At 52.9% G+C, this 21,734-nt stretch carries 17 protein-coding genes; 13 read left to right on the forward strand and 4 right to left on the reverse strand.

From position 1 onward, the window contains the following. Positions 1-2: 2 nt before the first annotated feature. From QMG44_RS03710 to QMG44_RS03725, 4 genes are all read left to right on the forward strand, one after another. Positions 3-620, forward strand: a complete 618-nt coding sequence (locus tag QMG44_RS03710) for a DMSO/selenate family reductase complex B subunit (protein WP_020884826.1) — start codon at positions 3-5, stop codon at positions 618-620. Between the two features lies 1 nt (position 621). Further along, positions 622-1,485: a dimethyl sulfoxide reductase anchor subunit family protein gene (locus QMG44_RS03715; RefSeq protein WP_025204556.1), complete on the forward strand. Its 864-nt coding sequence runs from the start codon at positions 622-624 to the stop codon at positions 1,483-1,485. Between the two features lie 274 nt (positions 1,486-1,759). After that, positions 1,760-2,908: an MFS transporter gene (locus QMG44_RS03720; protein WP_014169376.1), complete on the forward strand. Its 1,149-nt coding sequence runs from the start codon at positions 1,760-1,762 to the stop codon at positions 2,906-2,908. A 123-nt stretch (positions 2,909-3,031) separates the two neighbouring features. Next, a complete protein-coding gene (locus QMG44_RS03725; RefSeq protein ID WP_020884824.1) occupies positions 3,032-3,553 on the forward strand; it encodes an anti-virulence regulator CigR family protein in 522 nt (173 codons plus the stop codon). 34 nt (positions 3,554-3,587) lie between these two features. Here QMG44_RS03725 and pflA read toward each other — a convergent pair whose 3' ends face one another. The 4 genes from pflA to ycaO form a co-directional block, all read right to left on the reverse strand. Then, positions 3,588-4,328 carry a pyruvate formate lyase 1-activating protein gene (gene pflA / locus QMG44_RS03730; protein WP_020884823.1) on the reverse strand — a complete coding sequence of 247 codons (741 nt, stop codon included), beginning with the start codon at positions 4,326-4,328 and terminating at the stop codon, positions 3,588-3,590. A gap of 204 nt (positions 4,329-4,532) precedes the next feature. Continuing rightward, the gene (pflB, locus tag QMG44_RS03735) at positions 4,533-6,815 is read right to left on the reverse strand and encodes a formate C-acetyltransferase (protein WP_014169380.1); all 2,283 of its coding nucleotides are present in this window, start codon (positions 6,813-6,815) and stop codon (positions 4,533-4,535) included. A gap of 51 nt (positions 6,816-6,866) precedes the next feature. Beyond that, positions 6,867-7,724 carry a formate transporter FocA gene (gene focA / locus QMG44_RS03740; protein ID WP_025204555.1) on the reverse strand — a complete coding sequence of 286 codons (858 nt, stop codon included), beginning with the start codon at positions 7,722-7,724 and terminating at the stop codon, positions 6,867-6,869. Positions 7,725-8,130: 406 nt separating this feature from the next. After that, positions 8,131-9,891, reverse strand: a complete 1,761-nt coding sequence (gene ycaO, locus QMG44_RS03745) for a 30S ribosomal protein S12 methylthiotransferase accessory factor YcaO (protein WP_020884821.1) — start codon at positions 9,889-9,891, stop codon at positions 8,131-8,133. 127 nt (positions 9,892-10,018) lie between these two features. Here ycaO and QMG44_RS03750 point away from each other — a divergent pair, with 127 nt between their 5' ends. From QMG44_RS03750 to lpxK, 9 genes are all read left to right on the forward strand, one after another. Beyond that, positions 10,019-10,711: a DUF421 domain-containing protein gene (locus QMG44_RS03750; RefSeq protein ID WP_047742471.1), complete on the forward strand. Its 693-nt coding sequence runs from the start codon at positions 10,019-10,021 to the stop codon at positions 10,709-10,711. Between the two features lie 162 nt (positions 10,712-10,873). Then, complete coding sequence (gene serC, locus QMG44_RS03755) at positions 10,874-11,962, forward strand: 3-phosphoserine/phosphohydroxythreonine transaminase (protein ID WP_025204554.1); 1,089 nt, start codon at positions 10,874-10,876, stop codon at positions 11,960-11,962. A gap of 69 nt (positions 11,963-12,031) precedes the next feature. Continuing rightward, the gene (gene aroA / locus QMG44_RS03760) at positions 12,032-13,315 is read left to right on the forward strand and encodes a 3-phosphoshikimate 1-carboxyvinyltransferase (protein ID WP_025204553.1); all 1,284 of its coding nucleotides are present in this window, start codon (positions 12,032-12,034) and stop codon (positions 13,313-13,315) included. A 253-nt stretch (positions 13,316-13,568) separates the two neighbouring features. Beyond that, complete coding sequence (gene cmk / locus QMG44_RS03765; RefSeq protein WP_014169386.1) at positions 13,569-14,252, forward strand: (d)CMP kinase; 684 nt, start codon at positions 13,569-13,571, stop codon at positions 14,250-14,252. Positions 14,253-14,362: 110 nt separating this feature from the next. Beyond that, positions 14,363-16,036 carry a 30S ribosomal protein S1 gene (rpsA, locus tag QMG44_RS03770; protein ID WP_014169387.1) on the forward strand — a complete coding sequence of 558 codons (1,674 nt, stop codon included), beginning with the start codon at positions 14,363-14,365 and terminating at the stop codon, positions 16,034-16,036. A gap of 171 nt (positions 16,037-16,207) precedes the next feature. Beyond that, entirely contained in the window at positions 16,208-16,495 is a 288-nt protein-coding gene (gene ihfB / locus QMG44_RS03775; protein WP_008499965.1) for an integration host factor subunit beta, read from the forward strand. Between the two features lie 215 nt (positions 16,496-16,710). Then, positions 16,711-18,975 carry a ComEC family protein gene (locus tag QMG44_RS03780; protein WP_086532726.1) on the forward strand — a complete coding sequence of 755 codons (2,265 nt, stop codon included), beginning with the start codon at positions 16,711-16,713 and terminating at the stop codon, positions 18,973-18,975. A gap of 36 nt (positions 18,976-19,011) precedes the next feature. Then, complete coding sequence (gene msbA, locus QMG44_RS03785; protein ID WP_020884816.1) at positions 19,012-20,760, forward strand: lipid A ABC transporter ATP-binding protein/permease MsbA; 1,749 nt, start codon at positions 19,012-19,014, stop codon at positions 20,758-20,760. Continuing rightward, on the forward strand, positions 20,757-21,734 hold the full coding sequence (gene lpxK / locus QMG44_RS03790) for a tetraacyldisaccharide 4'-kinase (protein ID WP_086532725.1): 978 nt from the start codon (positions 20,757-20,759) through the stop codon (positions 21,732-21,734). Before msbA ends, lpxK begins: the two co-directional genes overlap by 4 nt.

Consider the following 21,734-nt stretch of genomic DNA (forward strand, 5'->3'; position numbering starts at 1 on the left):
CGATGACAACCCAGTATGGATTTTTTATTGATTCCAGCCGCTGCACCGGGTGCAAAACCTGCGAGCTCGCCTGCAAGGATTACAAAGATTTAACCCCGGACGTCAGCTTCCGCCGTATTTACGAATACGCGGGCGGTGACTGGCAGGAAGACAGCGGTGTCTGGCACCAGAACGTGTTTGCCTACTACCTGTCGATTGCCTGCAACCACTGCGAAGACCCGGCCTGCACCAAGGTCTGCCCGAGCGGGGCGATGCACAAGCGTGACGACGGGTTCGTGGTGGTGGATGAAGATGTCTGCATCGGCTGTCGCTACTGCCACATGGCCTGTCCGTACGGTGCCCCGCAGTACAACGCCGCCAAAGGGCATATGACCAAGTGCGACGGCTGCCACACCCGCGTGGCAGACGGCAAAAAGCCGATCTGCGTGGAGTCCTGCCCGCTGCGTGCGCTGGATTTCGGTCCCATTGACGAACTGCGTAAAAAACATGGCCAGCTGGCGGCCGTCGCGCCGCTGCCGTCCGCGCACTTCACGAAGCCAAGCATCGTGATTAAACCTAACGCCAACAGCCGCCCGACAGGGGATACCACCGGCTACCTGGCAAACCCGAAGGAGGTGTGAGATGGGAAGTGGATGGCATGAATGGCCGCTGATGATCTTCACGGTCTTTGGGCAGTGTGTGGCGGGCGGTTTTATTGTCCTCGCGCTGGCGCTGCTGAAAGGGAATCTCACTGCTGAGCAACAACAACGTTTAGTGTTGAGTATGTTTGGCCTGTGGGTGCTGATGGGAATTGGCTTTATTGCCTCTACGCTGCACCTCGGCTCACCAATGCGCGCGTTCAACTCCCTGAACCGGGTGGGCGCGTCGTCACTCAGTAATGAAATCGCCAGCGGGGCGATCTTCTTTGCTGTGGGTGGGCTGGGTTGGCTGCTGGCAGCATTGAAGAAATTGCCGGCAGGGCTGCGCAGCGTGTGGCTGATTGTCACGATGGTGCTGGGCGTGGTGTTTGTGTGGATGATGGTGCGGGTCTATAACACCATCGACACCGTGCCGACCTGGTACAGCATCTGGACGCCGATGAGCTTCTTCCTGACGCTGTTTATTGGTGGGCCGCTTCTTGGCTTCATGCTGCTGCGCGTCGCGGGTGTTGACGGTTGGGCGATGCGTTTGCTGCCTGTCGTTTCACTGCTGGCGCTGGTGGTGAGCGCAGTCGTCACCCTGATGCAGGGCGCGGAGCTGGCAACCATTCACAGCTCTGTTCAGCAGGCATCTGCCCTGGTGCCGGCATACGGCTCGCTGATGGCCTGGCGCGTGGTACTGCTGGTGGTGGCACTGGTGTGCTGGATTGTGCCTCAGCTTAAGGGGTATCAACCCGCGCTGCCGCTCCTGTCACTGGCTTTTGTGCTGGTCCTCGCAGGTGAACTGATCGGCCGCGGTGTGTTCTATGGTTTGCATATGACCGTAGGTATGGCCGTCGCCAGTTAACGTTGCAGTGGGTGAGATAAAGCCGGGACGGAGCGCCCGGCTTTTTTTATTTTAATCATGAAATTTTTCAACTGACGTTTTGTTTTCACTTCGGGCATTAATAAATAAAAACAGATACATAATTCATATCTATAGCAGGCGTTGCATTAGCAGGATAAGTTTTTTAAATCGACAGGGAACATATCGTGCGTGGCGGTGAAAACAGTGGATTGACTTTGTTTTTGCCAGTGGCATGATGCGCACGAAATCTGAACTTCCTCACGGTTTTTAATCCATGACCATCTATACCCGGCCAGTGCTTTTATTGCTCTGTGGCCTGCTTCTGCTGACCCTGGCGATCGCAGTGTTAAATACGCTCGTCCCGCTGTGGCTCGCCCATGAAAACTTACCGACCTGGCAGGTGGGTATGGTCAGCTCGTCCTTTTTTACCGGCAACCTGCTGGGTACGCTGGTTACAGGAAGCCTGATTAAACGCTTTGGTTTTAACCGCAGCTATTATCTGGCCTCGCTGCTCTTCGCGGTCGGATGTGCCGGGCTGGGCCTGATGGTCGGCTTCTGGAGTTGGATGGTATGGCGCTTTATCGCCGGAGTGGGTTGCGCGATGATTTGGGTGGTGGTTGAAAGCGCGCTGATGTGCAGCGGCACGTCACGTAACCGCGGACGCCTGCTGGCAGCCTATATGATGGTTTATTACATCGGTACCGTGCTTGGTCAACTGATGGTGAGCAAACTGCCAACCGACCTGATGAGCGTTTTGCCGTGGGTGACGGGAATGGTGCTGGCAGCAATCCTGCCGCTGCTCTTTACGCGCATTGTGAACCAGAACAGCGAACACCAGGAAGCAACCCACGTCTGGCCAATGCTGAGACTGCGTCAGGCGCGCCTTGGCGTTAACGGCTGTATTATCTCCGGAATTGTGCTTGGTTCACTGTATGGCCTGATGCCGCTTTATCTGAACCATCAGGGCGTCAGCGATTCCGGGATCGGTTTCTGGATGGCGGTGATGGTGAGTGCGGGGATTGTCGGTCAGTGGCCGATTGGACGCCTGGCCGATCGCTTTGGTCGCCTGCTGGTGCTGCGTGTTCAGGTTTTTGTGGTGATCATGGGCTGTCTCGCCATGCTCAGCAATGCGGCGATGGCGCCTGCGCTGTTTATTCTGGGTGCCGCAGGTTTTACGCTCTATCCGGTCGCGATGGCCTGGGCCTGTGAGAAAGTTGAACACCACCAGTTAGTGGCAATGAACCAGGCGTTGTTACTGAGCTATACCATCGGCAGCCTGCTGGGACCGACCTTTACCGCGATGCTGATGCAGAATTACTCCGACAATTTGCTGTTTATTATGATCGCCAGCGTATCGTTTATTTATCTCTTAATGCTGCTGCGCAAAGTGGGAGAACACCCGACGCCTGTGGCGCATGCCTGATTAATAAAAAGCCAGTCGATGACTGGCTTTTTTGTCCCCATCACATATAAGACTTTTACGTATTGTTTGTTTATTGCACCAGGCGATAATTCAGGTGAGTTATATCACTAAAAGGCAACAATCATGTCTACTCGTCGTTTTACCACTACCGCTCTGGCAGTAGTGTTGTCTTTAACGTTTGCTGCAGCTCCGGTCATGGCTAACCCGGGTAACGGGAATGGCAGTGGTCACGGGAACAGTGGCGGACAAGGTAATGGCGGCAGTCACGGCAATTCCGGTAGTCATGGCAACGGAAATTCCGGTACCCACGGTAATAAACAAAATAACGGTCAGGAAAATCCAGGTAAATCGAATAAAAGCGTCAGTGACGATGTCGACGCCCGTGTGAGCTTCGATCATGCCCGTCACCTGGCACTGAATTACGGCTTAACAGGTTATGAGTCACTGCCTCCGGGTATTGCGAAAAACCTCGCACGCGGTAAACCGCTCCCTCCGGGCATTGCGAAGAAAACCGTGCCGGCCTCTATGCTGGGCCAGCTTCCTTCCTATCCTGGTTATGAATGGCGTGTCGTCGGTGACGATCTGGTCTTAATTGCGCTGAGTACTGCGGTTGTGACCACCATTATTAATGGCGTCTTCAGATAATATAAAAAAGGCCCGGTTCTCACCGGGCCTTTTCTTAATACATTACCTTGTGGCCGTACTGTTCAAGAATACCTTTCACGCGTTCCATCGTCTCTTTCTTCGGCGGCTTAACGCCATCGAGTTTATATTCTTCGCCCATGGCGACCCACTTGTGTTTACCCAGTTCGTGGTAGGGCAGAAGCTCAATTTTCTCAACGTTGCCCATATCGCGGGTAAATTCTCCCAGCCGATGCGCGGAATCGTCATCATCTGACCAGCCAGGTACAACAACATAGCGGATCCAGGTTTTGATGCCTTTCCCGGAGATGTATTTGGCGAACTCCAGCGTACGGTGGTTGGAAACACCCACCAGATTCTGGTGGATCTCATCGTTCATCTGTTTGAGATCGAGCATCACCAGGTCGGTGACGTCGAGCAGTTCATCAATGACCGGATCGTAGCGGCGGACAAAACCGTTTGTATCGAGACAGGTATGAATGCCTTCTTTGCGACAGGCGCGGAACCAGTCGCGCACGAATTCGGCCTGCAGAATGGCTTCACCGCCGGAAGCGGTTACGCCGCCGCCGGATGCGTTCATAAAATGACGATAGGTCACCACCTCTTTCATCAGTTCTTCGACGGTCACTTCTTTGCCGCCGTGCGTATCCCAGGTGTCACGGTTATGGCAGTACAAGCAGCGCATCAGGCAGCCCTGGAAAAAGGTGATAAAGCGGATACCCGGGCCATCGACAGTGCCACAGGATTCAAAGGAGTGAATGCGACCAATAATTGACATTGCGGTGATATCTCCAGCATCGGCCCGTCCGGGGCCTGTGTATGCACAGCTCAAAACCGGCTGTGTTTAAGTCTGTTTTGGCTGTTATCCATAGAGTATAGATAGCGGACAAAAGAGACTGTGATGGAGAGAGTGTTAAAAAGGCCCCACGTATGTGGAGCCTTTATTGTACGCCTTTTAACGCGTGATTTCAGTCAATTCCACTTACATGGACTGAGTGAAAGTACGGGTGATAACGTCCTGCTGCTGTTCTTTCGTCAGGGAGTTAAAACGTACTGCGTAGCCGGATACACGGATGGTCAGCTGAGGATATTTCTCAGGGTGTTCCATCGCATCAAGCAGCATTTCACGGTTCATTACGTTCACGTTCAGGTGCTGACCACCTTCAATGGACGCTTCGTGGTGGAAGTAACCATCCATCAGACCCGCGAGGTTAGTTTTACGTACTTCGTCGTCTTTACCCAGCGCATTTGGCACGATAGAGAAGGTGTAAGAGATACCATCTTTCGCGTAAGCAAACGGCAGTTTAGCAACGGAGGTCAGAGAGGCAACAGCACCTTTCTGGTCACGACCGTGCATTGGGTTAGCACCAGGACCGAATGGCGCACCCGCGCGACGACCGTCCGGAGTGTTACCGGTTTTCTTACCATACACAACGTTAGACGTGATGGTCAGAACAGACTGAGTCGGGATAGCGTTACGGTAAGTGGTCAGTTTCTGAATTTTCTTCATGAAACGTTCAACCAGGTCAACCGCCATGTCATCAACGCGAGAGTCGTTGTTACCAAACTGCGGATATTCGCCTTCGATTTCGAAGTCAACAGCCAGACCGTCTTCGTCACGAATTGGTTTAACTTTCGCATATTTGATTGCAGACAGGGAGTCAGCCGCAACGGACAGACCTGCGATACCACACGCCATGGTGCGGATAACGTCACGGTCATGCAGCGCCATCAGAGAGGCTTCGTAGCTGTACTTGTCGTGCATGTAGTGGATAACGTTCAGGGCAGTGACGTACTGTTTAGCCAGCCAGTCCATGAAGTGATCCATACGCTCCATGACTTCATCGAAGTTCAGAACGTCGCCTTTGATTGGTTCAGACTTAGGACCAACCTGCATTTTCAGTTTTTCATCAACGCCGCCGTTGATTGCGTACAGCATGGTTTTCGCCAGGTTTGCACGCGCACCGAAGAACTGCATTTGTTTACCAACAACCATTGGGCTTACGCAGCATGCGATAGCATAGTCATCGTTGTTGAAGTCCGGACGCATCAGGTCATCGTTCTCGTACTGCAGAGAAGAGGTGTCGATGGACACTTTAGCGGCGAATTTCTTGAAGTTCAGAGGCAGTTTTTCAGACCACAGAACGGTGATGTTCGGCTCCGGAGAAGGACCCATGGTGTACAGGGTGTTCAGGAAGCGGAAGCTGTTTTTGGTAACCAGAGTACGGCCATCAACACCCATACCACCGATAGATTCCGTTGCCCAGATTGGGTCACCAGAGAACAGCTCATCGTATTCAGGGGTACGCAGGAAGCGAACCATACGCAGTTTCATGACCAGGTGGTCAATCATTTCCTGAGCGTCTTGCTCGGTGATTTTACCCGCTTTCATATCACGTTCGATGTAAGCATCCAGGAAGGTGGATACACGACCGAAGGACATTGCTGCACCGTTCTGAGACTTAACTGCGGCCAGGTAGCCGAAGTAGGTCCACTGGATAGCTTCCTGAGCGTTGGTTGCAGGACCAGAGATATCGCAGCCATATTTAGCCGCCATTTCTTTGATCTGACCCAGCGCGCGATGCTGTTCAGCGATTTCTTCACGCAGACGGATAGTCGCTTCCAGGTTTACACCGTTTTCCAGATCAGACTGCAGGGAAACAAACTGCGCGTATTTGTCTTTCATCAGGAAGTCGATACCGTACAGCGCAACGCGACGGTAGTCACCGATGATACGGCCACGGCCATAGGCATCTGGCAGACCAGTCAGAACGCCAGATTTACGGCAGTTCAGAATGTCTTTGGTGTAAACATCGAATACACCCTGGTTGTGGGTTTTGCGGTATTCGGTGAAGATTTTTTTCAGCATTGGGTCCAGCTCGCGGTTATACGCTTTGCAGGAACCTTCAACCATTTTGATACCACCGAACGGGATGATCGCACGTTTCAGTGGTGCTTCAGTCTGCAGACCAACGATTTTCTCAAGGGCTTTGTTAATGTAGCCAGCATCGTGAGAAGTGATGGTAGAAGCAACGGAGGTGTCAAAATCAACTGGCGCGTGAGTGCGGTTTTCCAGTTTTACGCCTTCCATTACGCTGTCCCACAGCTTGGTGGTCGCGTCAGTTGCACCAGCCAGGAAGGATTCGTCACCTTCATACGGGGTATAGTTTTTCTGAATGAAGTCACGTACGTTTACTTCATTCTGCCAGTCACCTTTCGCAAAACCTTCCCAGGCTGTGGCTAACTTTTCATTAAGCTCGGACATGTAACACCTACCTTCTTAAGTGGATTTTTTATTTACTGCCTGAGATAACCATCAATGATGGTCGTCGCCACGCAGGTAAATGACCCAGTATGTCAACCCAACTAACAGACCCCCACCGATAATGTTCCCGATAGTGACAGGGATCAGGTTATCAGTAATGAAATTCATAATAGTCAGGTGAGAGAAACTTTCCGGGGTTGAACCAACAGCAGTCCAGAACTCCGGGCTTGCAAAGTTGCGGATTACAATTCCCATTGGGATCATAAACATGTTCGCAATACTGTGCTCGAAGCCGCTGGCAACAAACATCGCAACCGGCAGAACCATAATCATGGCTTTATCCATCAGGCTACGACCCGAGTAGCTCATCCAGACAGCCAGGCATACCATCAGGTTAGCGAGGATGCCGAGAGCAACGGCTTCGATAAATGTGTGGTGCATTTTGTGGTCTGCGGTCTGCAGGACGTTGAGTCCCCAGCCACCGTTGGCGGTCATATACTCGCCAGAGAGCCACATCAACAGAACAAAGAGCAGACAGCCAATCAGGTTGCCAACATAGACATTAAGCCAGTTGCGCGCCAGTTGACCCCAGGTAATTCTTCCGCTGGCTTTTGCCACGACAATCAACACTGTAGAAGTGAAGAGGTCGGCGCCGCAGATGACGCAAAGAATCAGTCCCAGTGAGAAGCAAATACCGCCAATCAGTTTCGCCATGCCGAAAGGCATCGCGGCAGTACCGGTGGTGGCAGTGATGTAGAAGACAAACGCGATAGAGATGAACACACCAGCCGTGATCGCCAGATAGAACGTCTTCATCGGGTGTTTCGTTGCTTTATAGACACCCGCTTCTTCGGCAACTTTGGCCATAGCAGCTGGGAGTAAAAGATCAAAAGGGTTGTCAGCTTTCACACTAACTCTCTCTTTATTAAGTCGGCGACGAGATACTAACAAAGCATTATAGAAGAGAAATTGATATAGATCATATCTCGCCTGGCTTATAGGCCCGCAATGTGTATGGATTTACAGCAAAAGCGGAGTAAGTATTTGATTATCCGTATAAAAATAAATTTTAAAAGTTATGAAAAGAGTTGAATTATTTCTTTCGGCCACCTCTGCAACAGTTAATTAATATGGAGTAATTACCATAAAAAGTAACAGTAAAGCCCAGGTAAATATTATTATATTTACCCATATTTAACTTTATTATTACAATCAACAGTCATTGCCGAAAAAAATAAAAAACGGGGCAATGAAATTGCCCCGTAATATAGCCCAGACGATTGAATACGCCTACAGCTGATAATGTTATATGCGCTTATTTTGACCAGTAAGCGGATTTCGCCTTCTGCAATTTTTCATACGCTTTCAGCAGAGACTGATGTGCCGGGAAGGCTTTCAGATCGCTATCCACAGCCTGAAGACCGTAGAACGGCGCTTCACCGCTTAGTGCTGCGCTGGCGGCTTCAACGGCGTCAGCACCGTACATGCGAACAAACGCATTCAGGTATTGCAGCGGCTGACGATCGTCTTCCTGCGCGAGAAGCAGCAGGGTTTGCAGGCAGCGATAGTAGTTAGTGCGCTCGGCAGAGAAGACAGACTGGTTAAACTCCATAGTCCACTCGGTCCAGGCCAGAGCCTGATCCAGATCGCCACCAGCCAGTGCCAGCATTGCTTTCAGCTCACCAATACGCAGGGTATACCAGCCGTTATCTTTACCGGTCGCCAGACCCAGCAGCTCGCGTACGCGGGTGAAGTCATCATGGCCTTCTTCGTCCAGTTGCGCGATCAGGTTCAGGTAATCTTCTTTTTCCCATTCGCTGCCCGGCAAGGCCAGAAGGGTTTCACGCAGGTGCGCGCCCATGCTGTTGTTCGCCAGCCACAGATCTTCTGCCGGATAGATGTCGGACATGCCCGGCACCAGAATGCGGCAGGCGTACACGCCAAGGTGTTCGTAGTCAGCGATGTAGACTTCTTTATCTTCCGCCTTAAAGATAGCCATCAGCGTGGCGAACTCTTCTTCGGTGGTACCTGCAAAGCTCCAGTCGACGAACGGATAGTCCGCGTCCTGCTTAAACAGATCCCAGGAGATCAAACCGCTGGAGTCGATGAAGTGGGTTTCAAGGTTGGTGTGCTCGGCCACTTCTTCATCGTCAAAGGTCGGTGGTGTAAACACGTCCAGATCTTTCAGGCCACGGCCCTGCAGTAACTCGGTGACGGTACGCTCCAGCGCCACGCCAAAGTCAGGGTGCGCGCCGAAGGAGGCGAAGCAGGTTCCGTTTTCAGGATTAAACAGCACCACACAGATAACCGGGTATTTACCGCCCAGCGAGCCGTCATAGGCAAAGATTGGGAAACCTTCCGCTTCCAGCCTGGCAATGGATTCCACCACGCCCGGGTAGCGCGCCAGCACGTCAGCCGGAATTTCAGGCAGGCTGATGGATTCGGCAATGATGCGGTTTTTAATGTGGCGTTCGAAGACTTCAGACAGCCCCTGTACGCGCGCTTCATTACGGGTATTACCGGCAGACATACCGTTGGACACGTACAGGTTGCCAACGATGTTCATCGGGATATAGACGGTCTGCTCATCAGACTGACGCGTGAACGGCAGGGCGCAGATACCACGATCCTCATTGCCGGACTGCAGATCGATCAGCATGCTGGCGGTCAGTTCGTTTTCCGGATCGTAGAACGCACGCAGACGCGCGTCGAGAATGCCTTCCGGCAGCGCGTCGTCTTCAGGCAGCGGGAACCATTTTTCGTTTGGATAGTGCACAAACGGGCCGTTGGCGATGGTTTCACCCAGCCAGAAATCGGCGAAGAAATAGTTGGTCGACAGACGTTCAAAATACTCACCCAGCGCAGAGGCCAGTGCCGCTTTTTTTGTCGCGCCTTTACCGTTGGTAAAGCACAGGGCACACTCTTTATCGCGAATATGCACGGACCAGACATGAGGCACCGGGTTGAGCCAGGAGGCTTCTTCGATATTAAAGCCCAGGTCGGTCAGTTTCTGCTGGAAGCGAGCGATGGAATCTTCCAGAGCGGCGTCTTTGCCGGGGATAAACGTTTGAGTCATGGCGTTCACTTTTATCGTACGTAAAGCGCGCAATGATACGGGTTTTGCGTGACAGGTGCTATCTTCGGCGAAAATAAAAGACTCGACTATGCTTACAGACAGTAACTTACTGTTAAGGCATAGAAAAATGAAAGCATTTGATCTCCAGCGGATGGCGTTTGATAAAGTTCCTCCCGAATTTTTGGGCGAAGTGGCCCTGCGCAGCCTGTATACCTTTGTATTGGTCTTTCTGTTTCTCAAAATCACCGGGCGGCGTGGCGTCCGGCAGATGTCCCTCTTTGAGGTGCTGATTATTCTGACGCTGGGTTCAGCGGCGGGGGATGTCGCCTTTTACGACGATGTGCCGATGGTGCCGGTCTTTATCGTTTTTGTCTCACTGGCGCTACTTTACCGGCTTGTCATGTGGCTGATGTCGAAAAGTGAAAAGCTGGAAGATCTTCTCGAAGGGAAGCCGGTGGTTATCGTCGAGAACGGGCGGCTGGCCTGGGAAAATGTACAGAGTGCCAACATGACCGAGTTCGAGTTTTTTATGGAACTGCGTCTGAATAGCGTTGAACAACTCGGGCAGGTACGGCTGGCAATCATGGAAACGAACGGACAAATCAGCGTCTATTACTATGCTGACGACGAGGTGAAGCCGGGGCTCTGTATTCTGCCGGATATGCTTATTGAGCGTTTCACCACCGTGCCTGAGTCAGGCGAATATGCCTGTATAAGATGTAGCCATGTTGTGGCGATGCAGACGGGCGATCATCAATTATGTCCCCGCTGTACAAATCCGGAATGGACGAAGGTTAGCCGGGCCAAACGCCTTACCTGACAGCCATATTGTCGGTTTTGCCGCAGAGAGGTGGCAGATTGTATTGTGTGACGCGGGACACATTTCACCGGTCATAAGTTTTAGACATTGCGGCGCGTGTCACTGAATGATAAAACCGATATCCACAGTTATAACTTATTGCTTTTAGCGTGGTGAGGGGAAATGGCTCAAGTCTTTAATTTCAGTTCAGGTCCGGCGATGTTGCCGGCAGACGTGCTTAAACAGGCTCAACAGGAACTTTGTGACTGGAACGGTCTGGGTACGTCGGTGATGGAAATCAGCCACCGTGGTAAAGAGTTTATTCAGGTGGCGGAAGAGGCAGAAAAGGATTTTCGCGATCTGCTGAACATTCCCTCAAACTACAAAGTTTTGTTCTGCCACGGCGGTGGCCGCGGTCAGTTTGCTGGCGTCCCGCTGAATATCCTCGGCGACAAAACCACGGCAGACTACGTTGATGCGGGTTACTGGGCGGCAAGTGCGGTTAAAGAAGCCAAAAAGTACTGCTCGCCAAATGTTATCGACGCCAAAATTACCGTTGATGGCCTGCGTGCCGTGAAGCCGATGAGCGAATGGCAGCTCTCTGATAACGCTGCGTATCTGCACTATTGCCCAAATGAAACCATCGACGGGATTGCCATCGACGAGACCCCGAACTTCGGTAAAGACGTGGTGGTTGCAGCCGATTTCTCCTCTACCATTTTGTCCGCACCAATTGACGTCAGCCGCTACGGTGTTATCTATGCGGGTGCGCAGAAAAATATCGGCCCGGCGGGTTTGACTATTGTCATCGTGCGCGAAGATTTGCTGGGTAAAGCCCATCAGTCTTGCCCCTCTATTCTGGATTATACGGTCCTCAACGATAACGACTCCATGTTCAACACCCCCCCTACGTTTGCCTGGTACCTCTCTGGCCTGGTCTTTAAATGGCTCAAGCAAAACGGCGGCGTGGCGCAGATGGACAAAATCAATCAGCAGAAAGCCGACCTGCTGTATGGCGTGATCGATAAGAGCGATTTCTACCGTAACGATGTCGCGAAAGCTAACCGTTCTCGTATGAATGTGCCGTTCCAGCTGGCGGACAGCAACCTGGATAAAGTCTTCCTTGAAGCGTCCTTCGCTGCAGGCCTGCATGCGCTGAAAGGCCACCGTGTTGTAGGCGGTATGCGAGCCTCTATCTATAACGCGATGCCGCTGGAAGGGGTTAAAACCCTGACCGATTTCATGATCGACTTCGAACGTCGCCACGGTTAATTACGCTGTTTTTCACCCCCGTAGCCCTGCTGCGGGGTTTTTATTATGTTGAGTTGAGAGTTAAGTTTCATGGAATCCCTGACGTTACAACCTATCGCGCGGGTAGATGGCACCATTAATCTGCCTGGTTCAAAAAGTGTCTCGAACCGCGCTCTGCTGCTGGCAGCTCTGGCAAACGGCACCACCGTCCTCACAAACCTGCTGGACAGCGATGACGTGCGCCATATGCTCAATGCGCTGAAAGCGTTGGGAGTTCATTACACGCTGTCTGACGACCGCACCCGCTGTGAAGTGACCGGCAACGGCGGCGCGTTACGCTCGGCTGAAGAGCGTGAACTGTTTCTGGGTAATGCGGGGACGGCGATGCGACCGCTGGCGGCGGCCCTGTGCCTGGGCAGCAACAATATTGTGCTGACCGGTGAGCCACGCATGAAAGAGCGTCCCATTGGCCATCTGGTGGATGCCCTTCGTCAGGGCGGCGCGCAGATTGAGTATCTGGAGCAGGAAAATTACCCGCCTCTGCGTCTGCGCGGTGGTTTCAATGGCGGTAACGTCGAGGTGGATGGCAGCGTCTCCAGCCAGTTCCTGACGGCTCTGCTGATGACTGCGCCGCTGGCACCACAGGATACGGTCATCACCATCAAAGGCGACCTGGTCTCTAAACCGTACATTGATATTACGCTGCACCTGATGAAAACCTTCGGGGTTGAGGTGGAAAACCGCGCTTATCAGCAATTTGTGGTTCGCGGTGCGCAGCAGTACCAGTCTCCGGGTCATTACCTTGTGGAAGGTGATGCTTCGTCTGCCTCCTATTTCCTGGCGGCAGGGGCAATTAAGGGCGGTACGGTGAAAGTGACCGGCATTGGCCGTAACAGCGTTCAGGGCGATATCCGTTTTGCTGACGTGCTGGAAAAAATGGGCGCCACGATTACCTGGGGCGATGATTTCATCTCCTGCACCCATGGCGAGCTGAACGCTATCGATATGGACATGAACCATATCCCGGATGCGGCGATGACCATTGCCACGGCGGCGCTCTTCGCAAAAGGCACCACGACGCTGCGTAACATTTACAACTGGCGCGTAAAAGAGACTGACCGTCTGTTCGCAATGGCGACCGAACTGCGTAAAGTGGGCGCCGAAGTGGAGGAGGGCGAAGACTACATCCGCGTCACGCCTCCGGCAAAACTGCAGTTTGCGGAAATCGGCACCTATAACGATCACCGCATGGCAATGTGCTTCTCGCTGGTGGCGCTCTCCGATACGCCGGTGACCATTCTCGACCCGAAATGTACGGCGAAAACCTTCCCGGACTACTTCGAGCAATTGGCGCGTATCAGTACCCCTGCCTGATTTGCCTTCGCGCCAGCCTCTGTGCTGGCGCGCTTACAGCGTTCCCACTCATTGACGTGATGATCTACACTTCTGAAGATGTGCGCCTGCCGCCTGCAAGCAACGCGAACGATGTAGAAGTATCATTGCGCAATAATTCTTCATCTAAATACCTGTAATTCGCGTTTTTGCACACAACGTTAACGATTGTGGGCATTGGCGCGTATAATGCGCGGCGTTTACGTTAACGGTATGCCTGTTTAAGGAGATAAAGATGACGGCAATTGCCCCGGTCATAACCATTGATGGCCCAAGCGGTGCAGGAAAGGGCACCTTGTGCAAGGCAATGGCGGAAGCATTGCAATGGCATCTGCTGGACTCTGGTGCTATTTACCGCGTGTTAGCGCTTGCGGCGCTGCATCACCATGTTGATGTGGCCTCCGAAGACGCGCTGGTTCCGCTGGCTACCCATCTTGATGTTCGCTTTATCTCAACCAACGGAAATCTGGAAGTGATTCTCGAAGGTGAAGATGTCAGCGGTGAAATTCGGACTCAGGACGTGGCGAATGCCGCTTCACAGGTTGCCGCTTTCCCGCGCGTGCGTGAAGCACTGCTGCGCCGTCAACGCGCCTTCCGTGAGCTGCCTGGCCTGATCGCTGACGGGCGTGACATGGGAACCGTTGTCTTCCCTGATGCGCCAGTGAAAATTTTCCTCGACGCCTCCTCGGAAGAACGGGCTCAACGCCGCATGCTTCAGTTGCAGGAAAAGGGGTTTAGTGTTAACTTTGATCGCCTTTTGTCCGAGATAAAAGAGCGCGATGACCGCGATCGTAACCGCGCCGTCGCCCCACTTGTTCCTGCAGAAGATGCATTAGTTCTGGATTCAACCAGTTTAACTATTGAGCAAGTGATTGAAAAAGCGCTACAATATGCGCGCCAAAAACTGGCACTCGCGTAATTGCGACCGATTTAGCAGTACCCCCGCTGCAATGGATTGACGGCGGGTATGTGAAACAACCCCATCCGGCACGGAGCCTGGTGGACGTTATATTAACCTGAAGATTAAACATGACTGAATCTTTTGCTCAACTATTTGAAGAATCCTTAAAAACAATCGAAACCCGTCCGGGTTCCATCGTTCGTGGTGTTGTTGTTGCTATCGACAAAGACGTAGTACTGGTTGACGCCGGTCTGAAATCTGAGTCCGCCATTCCGGCAGAGCAGTTCAAAAACGCCCAGGGCGAGCTGGAAATCCAGGTTGGTGACGAAGTTGACGTTGCTCTGGATGCAGTAGAAGACGGCTTCGGCGAAACCCTGCTTTCCCGTGAAAAAGCTAAACGTCACGAAGCTTGGATCACGCTGGAAAAAGCTTACGAAGAAGCTGAAACTGTGGTCGGTGTTATCAACGGCAAAGTTAAAGGTGGCTTCACTGTTGAGCTGAATGGTATTCGTGCGTTCCTGCCAGGTTCTCTGGTAGACGTTCGTCCAGTCCGTGACACCCTGCACCTCGAAGGCAAAGAGCTTGAGTTCAAAGTAATCAAGCTGGACCAGAAGCGTAACAACGTTGTTGTATCCCGTCGTGCCGTTATCGAATCCGAAAACAGCGCAGAACGCGATCAGCTGCTGGAAAACCTGCAGGAAGGCATGGAAGTCAAAGGTATCGTTAAGAACCTCACTGACTACGGCGCATTCGTTGACCTGGGCGGCGTTGATGGCCTGCTGCACATCACCGACATGGCGTGGAAACGCGTTAAGCACCCAAGCGAAATCGTGAACGTGGGCGACGAAATCACTGTTAAAGTGCTGAAGTTCGACCGCGAGCGTACTCGTGTATCCCTCGGCCTGAAACAGCTGGGCGAAGATCCATGGGTAGCTATCGCTAAGCGTTACCCAGAAGGTACTAAACTGACTGGTCGCGTTACCAACCTGACTGACTACGGCTGCTTCGTTGAAATCGAAGAAGGCGTTGAAGGCCTGGTGCACGTTTCCGAAATGGACTGGACCAACAAAAACATCCACCCATCCAAAGTTGTTAACGTTGGTGATGTAGTGGAAGTTATGGTTCTGGATATCGACGAAGAACGTCGTCGTATCTCCCTGGGCCTGAAACAGTGCAAAAACAACCCATGGCAGCAGTTCGCGGAAACCCACAACAAGGGTGACCGTGTTGAAGGTAAAATCAAGTCTATCACTGACTTCGGTATCTTCATCGGCCTGGACGGCGGCATCGATGGCCTGGTTCACCTGTCTGACATCTCCTGGAACGTTGCAGGCGAAGAAGCAGTGCGTGAATACAAAAAAGGCGACGAAATCGCTGCAGTTGTTCTGCAGGTTGACGCAGAGCGTGAACGTATCTCCCTGGGCGTTAAACAGCTCGCAGAAGATCCGTTCAACAACTGGGTTGCACTGAACAAGAAAGGCGCAATCGTAAACGGTAAAGTCACTGCAGTTGACGCTAAAGGCGCAACCGTAGAACTGGCTGACGGCGTTGAAGGTTACCTGCGCGCTTCTGAAGCTTCACGTGACCGCGTTGAAGATGCCACTCTGGTTCTGAACGTTGGTGACGACGTTGAAGCTAAGTTCACCGGTGTTGACCGTAAGAACCGTGCAATCAGCCTGTCTGTTCGTGCTAAAGACGAAGCTGATGAGAAAGATGCAATCGCCACTGTTAACAAACAGGAAGATGCAAACTTCTCTAACAACGCAATGGCTGAAGCTTTCAAAGCAGCTAAAGGCGAGTAATATCAGGTTGTCCGCATCATTTTGAGCTGTAACGCATTTACAGCGAGAAGGATGAGGAGCAAACTTGACAGATTAGAGGATTCGTCCTGTAATCAATAACAAAGGGCGGCTACGGCCGCCCTTGTTTAATGAGCTGTTCAGCTAATTGGTTTGAAAGGAACCGGAGGAATCATGACCAAGTCAGAATTGATTGAAAGACTTGCCAGTCAGCAACCGCATATCCCTGCGAAAGCAGTGGAGGATGCCGTAAAAGAGATGCTGGAGCATATGGCCTCCACTCTTGCCCAGGGCGAGCGCATTGAAATCCGCGGTTTCGGTAGTTTTTCTCTGCACTATCGTGCTCCACGTACCGGGCGTAACCCGAAAACTGGCGATAAAGTCGAACTGGAAGGTAAGTACGTTCCACACTTTAAGCCGGGTAAAGAACTGCGCGATCGCGCCAACATTTACGGCAACTGAGTTTAGCCATCAGCGCTAAACTGGGTTCGAAAGAAAGCACCTGCGGGTGCTTTTTTTGTGCCTGTCGCTTTTATTCTGAAGATGCCGCGCAATTTTCCTTTTGTTTTCTGCAAACGGATAAAAATGCTTCAGCGCCCGCTGTAAACCGCGTTTCTTCTGGCTGACGACTCACCCTGCCTGCTTCCATACTGTCACCCTCAAACAGGGAGGTAGTAATGGGCATTCCCGCAATAAGTCTTTGCGCCATTCTGGCGATCATGCCGTTACTCTGGTTACCCATCCTGCCTGAACGTCATACCGTGTGGGTAATGATAGCCGGTGGGATAGCGCTGGCCGCCCAGCTACACAACGTCCTGAAGTATATGGGGATCGTGGTGTTATTTTGTGTCTGGGGTCTTCTTGCTGCGCAGGAAAGCGTCTGGCCGATGCAACATTTAACGACGGGAGCAGTGCAGGCAGAGATAGAAATCACGGCCACCGATGGTGAAACAATGCATCAGGGCAACATTCTGCGTGTCGATGGTCAGCGCTGGTGGGCATCCACGGGCGTGACGCTGTATGGCAATTACCTGCCGCAAAAGGTGTGTGCCGGTCAGCGCTGGGCTATGACGCTCAGGCTCCGGCCTGTGCATGGCGAGCTAAACGACGGGGGATATGATCCCCAGCGAAGCGCCTTTGCCCGACACCAGACGCTCAGCGGACGATTTACCCAGGCGAAAATCGTCGATGAAAACTGCAGCGTGCGTGCTCAGTACCTGATGTCACTGCAACACCGGCTTTCTGCTTTTCACTGGGGCGCGGTTATGCTTGGGCTGGGGATGGGAGAACGTCTGGAGGTGCCCCGGGAAATTAAAGATCTGATGCGCGACACCGGCACGCTGCACCTGATGGCAATTTCGGGTCTGCATATTGCGCTGGCCGCATCCATCGTCTGGTTACTTGCGCGTGGGCTTCAGTTCTTGATGCCGGGCCACTGGATCCACTGGCAGATTCCTCTCCTGGCCGGGTTGCTCTTTGCCGCTTTCTACGCCTGGCTTACCGGGCTGCAACCGCCCGCATTGCGAACGGTTATCGCACTTGCCGTGCTGGCTGCATTGCGCATTGGCGCCCGTCAGTGGTCTCCCTGGCAGGTGTGGTGTTGCTGTATCGCGGCAATCCTGATAAGCGATCCCTTAGCCGTGCTTTCTCAAAGTCTGGCCCTTTCAGCTTTTGCCGTCGCCGCGCTGATTTTCTGGTTTCAGTGGCTGCCTCTTCCTCGCAGGCACCGGATTCGCTGGTTACAGCCTCTGCTGAATCTGCTCTATCTGCAAACCGGCATGTTGCTTCTGCTCATGCCATTACAGGTGCTGATTTTTCATGGGTTTAGCCTCTCGTCCCTGGTGGCTAATCTCTTTGCCGTCCCCCTGGTCACTTTTGTCTGCGTACCGCTGATCCTGTCCGGAATGTTGCTTCATCTGTTGCCGCTGACGGCGCTGGAAAGTGCCCTCTGGTTTGCAGCCGATAAATCCCTGGGAGGGTTGTTCTGGATGCTGATGCGCCTGCCGGATGGCTGGCAGAATGTAGATGAACGGTGGCAATACCTGACGTTATTGCCCTGGCTTGCCATTATCGGCTGGCGCTTTCATGCCTGGAAATCTGTTCCTGCCGTTTGTCTGGCAGGGAGTGTCTTACTGGCATTTCCACTCTGGCGAACGGTGAGGAGTGAGGGCTGGACACTGCATATGCTGGATGTGGGGCAGGGGCTGGCAATGGTCGTTGAACGCCACGGTAAAGCCCTTCTTTATGATACCGGGCTCGCCTGGCCGGGTGGTGATAGCGCCCGGCAGTTAATCATTCCGTGGCTACGCTGGCACCATTTGCAACCAGAAGGCGTCATCCTCAGTCATGAGCATCTCGACCATGCGGGCGGTCTGGCGACGCTGCAAAAAACATGGCCCACGTTATGGATAAGAAGCCCGTTAGATCGGGCGGAACATCGGCCTTGTTTTCGCGGGCAGAGATGGATATGGGAAGGGTTAACCTTCACCGTCCACTGGCCACCTGAGGGCTATTCCGAAAGGGGGAACAATCGCTCCTGTGTGGTAAAAATCGACGATGGTGAGCAGAGTGCGTTGCTTACGGGGGATATTGAAGCGCAAGCGGAACAGACTATGCTTAGCCATTACTGGCGTCATCTGACGTCCACTGTAATACAGGTACCCCATCATGGCAGCAATACGTCTTCATCATTGCCACTGGTGCAGCGGGTAGAGGGGAGGATCGCGCTCGATTCTGCGGCCCGCTATAACGCATGGCATTTTCCGTCGGCAAAAGTTATCAGACGTTATCGAAAAGAGGGCTATATCTGGCACGATACCCCCCATTCTGGACAAATATCGGTGACATTCTCGCAACATCGATGGCAAATACAGCGCGTACGTGATGAATATTTACCGCGTTGGTATCATCAGTGGTTTGGCGCGCCCGGAGATAACGGGTAGAATATGCGGCTATTTCAACAGATGCTGGTTTTTTGAATGCATAACGACAAAGATCTCTCCACGTGGCAAACCTTCCGCCGACTCTGGCCGATGATTGCACCTTTTAAAGCAGGCTTGATCGTGGCGGGTGTAGCGTTAGTTCTCAACGCAGCCAGCGATACGTTTATGTTATCGCTTCTCAAACCGTTACTGGATGACGGTTTTGGTAAAACAGATCGCTCAGTGCTGATATGGATGCCACTGGTGGTTATTGGACTGATGATCTTACGCGGTATCACCAGCTACATTTCGAGCTACTGTATCTCCTGGGTTTCCGGGAAAGTCGTTATGACCATGCGCCGTCGGCTGTTTGGCCACATGATGGGCATGCCAGTAGCGTTCTTTGATAAGCAGTCTACCGGTACCTTGCTGTCACGTATTACCTACGACTCCGAGCAGGTGGCATCATCGTCGTCCAACGCGCTGATTACCGTGGTGCGTGAAGGTGCATCGATTATCGGTCTGTTCATCATGATGTTCTATTACAGCTGGCAGCTGTCACTGATCCTTATCGTGCTGGCACCGGTTGTCTCTATTGCTATTCGCGTCGTTTCAAAGCGTTTTCGCAACATCAGTAAGAATATGCAGAACACGATGGGCCAGGTTACGACCAGCGCTGAGCAGATGCTGAAAGGGCATAAAGAGGTGTTGATTTTCGGCGGGCAGGAAGTCGAAACCAAACGCTTTGATAAAGTCAGCAACAAAATGCGTCTGCAGGGGATGAAAATGGTTTCGGCCTCTTCAATTTCTGACCCTATCATCCAGCTGATCGCTTCTCTGGCGCTGGCCTTTGTTCTGTATGCGGCCAGCTTCCCGAGCGTGATGGAGACGCTGACGGCAGGTACCATCACCGTGGTCTTCTCATCGATGATTGCCCTGATGCGTCCGCTGAAATCACTGACGAACGTCAACGCTCAGTTCCAGCGCGGGATGGCTGCCTGCCAGACCCTGTTCAGCATTCTGGATACCGAACAGGAGAAAGATGAAGGTAAACGCGAGATTGAACGCGCCCACGGCGATGTTGAATTCCGCAATGTGACTTTCACCTATCCTGGCCGCGAAACGCCGGCTTTGCGTAATATCAACCTGTCCATTCCCGCGGGTAAAACCGTTGCGCTGGTAGGCCGCTCTGGCTCAGGTAAATCCACCATCGCCAGCCTGATCACCCGTTTCTATGATATCGACGAGGGTGAAATCCTGCTGGATGGCCATGACCTGCGGGAGTATACCCTGCAGTCGCTGCGTAACCAGGTGGCGCTGGTCTCCCAGAATGTGCATCTCTTCAACGATACGGTGGCAAACAACATTGCCTATGCGCGTACAGAAGAGTACAGCCGTGCAGAGATTGAAAAGGCCGCTCGTATGGCCTATGCGATGGACTTTATCAACAAGATGGATAACGGTCTGGATACCATTATCGGTGAGAACGGTGTACTGCTCTCCGGTGGCCAGCGCCAGCGTATCGCCATTGCTCGTGCGCTGTTGCGTGATAGCCCGATTCTGATTCTGGATGAAGCAACCTCTGCGCTGGATACGGAATCTGAACGTGCCATTCAGTCTGCGCTGGATGAGCTGCAAAAGAACCGTACGTCGCTGGTGATTGCGCACCGTCTGTCGACTATCGAGCAGGCTGACGAAATCGTCGTTGTTGAAGATGGCGTGATTGTCGAACGCGGAAGCCACTCTGATTTGCTGGCGCACCGCGGCGTTTACGCCCAACTGCATAAGATGCAATTCGGCGAATGATTGCACGCATCTGGTCCGGTGAATCACCGCTGTGGCTGCTGCTTCTGCCGCTTTCCTGGCTTTATGGCCTGGTGAGCGGCCTCATTCGTCTGCTTTACCGCCTGGGGTTAAAGCAAGCATGGCGCGCGCCGGTGCCGGTTGTCGTGGTGGGTAACCTGACGGCTGGCGGCAACGGTAAAACACCGGTGGTGATCTGGCTGGTGGAGCAACTGCAAAAACGCGGTATACGCCCAGGCGTGGTATCGCGTGGGTATGGCGGAAAAGCGGCGCAGTATCCCCTGTTGCTGACGGCGGAAACTACGACCGCTGAAGCGGGTGATGAGCCAGTATTGATTTACCAGCGTACAGGTGTACCTGTTGCGGTTTCCCCGGTACGCAGTGATGCCGTTCAGGCACTTCTTGCCGAACATGCGGTAGACATTATTATTACTGACGATGGTCTCCAGCATTACGCGCTGGCGCGTGATAAAGAGGTTGTGGTCATTGACGGGGTTCGCCGGTTCGGTAACGGCTGGTGGCTACCCGCAGGACCAATGCGCGAACGCGCTTCGCGTCTCAGGTCCGTTGATGCGGTGATTGTTAACGGTGGAGAGGCTAAACCGGGTGAGATCCCTATGCATCTCAGGCCGGGAATGGCGGTGAATCTGTTGACCGGAGAGCGCCGTGCTGTCTCGTTGTTACCCGCGCTGGTGGCCATGGCGGGTATCGGTCATCCTCCGCGTTTCTTCGCGACGCTGGAACAGTGTGGTGCCCGGCTTGAAAAACGCGTTCCGCTGGCCGATCATCAGGCGCTGGTGCCAGATCAGGTCGCGGCCCTGACTGCGCCGGGGCAGACGCTAATCATGACTGAAAAAGATGCGGTGAAATGCCGTGCCTTTGCGAAGGATAACTGGTGGTATCTGCCGGTTGACGCTGAACTCAGCGGTGAGCAACCGGAACAATTGCTCAAGGAACTGATTGCGTTAGTGCAGTAA

It is taken from the genome of Enterobacter sp. 200527-13, assembly GCF_027924865.1.
Taxonomy (GTDB): domain Bacteria; phylum Pseudomonadota; class Gammaproteobacteria; order Enterobacterales; family Enterobacteriaceae; genus Enterobacter; species Enterobacter ludwigii.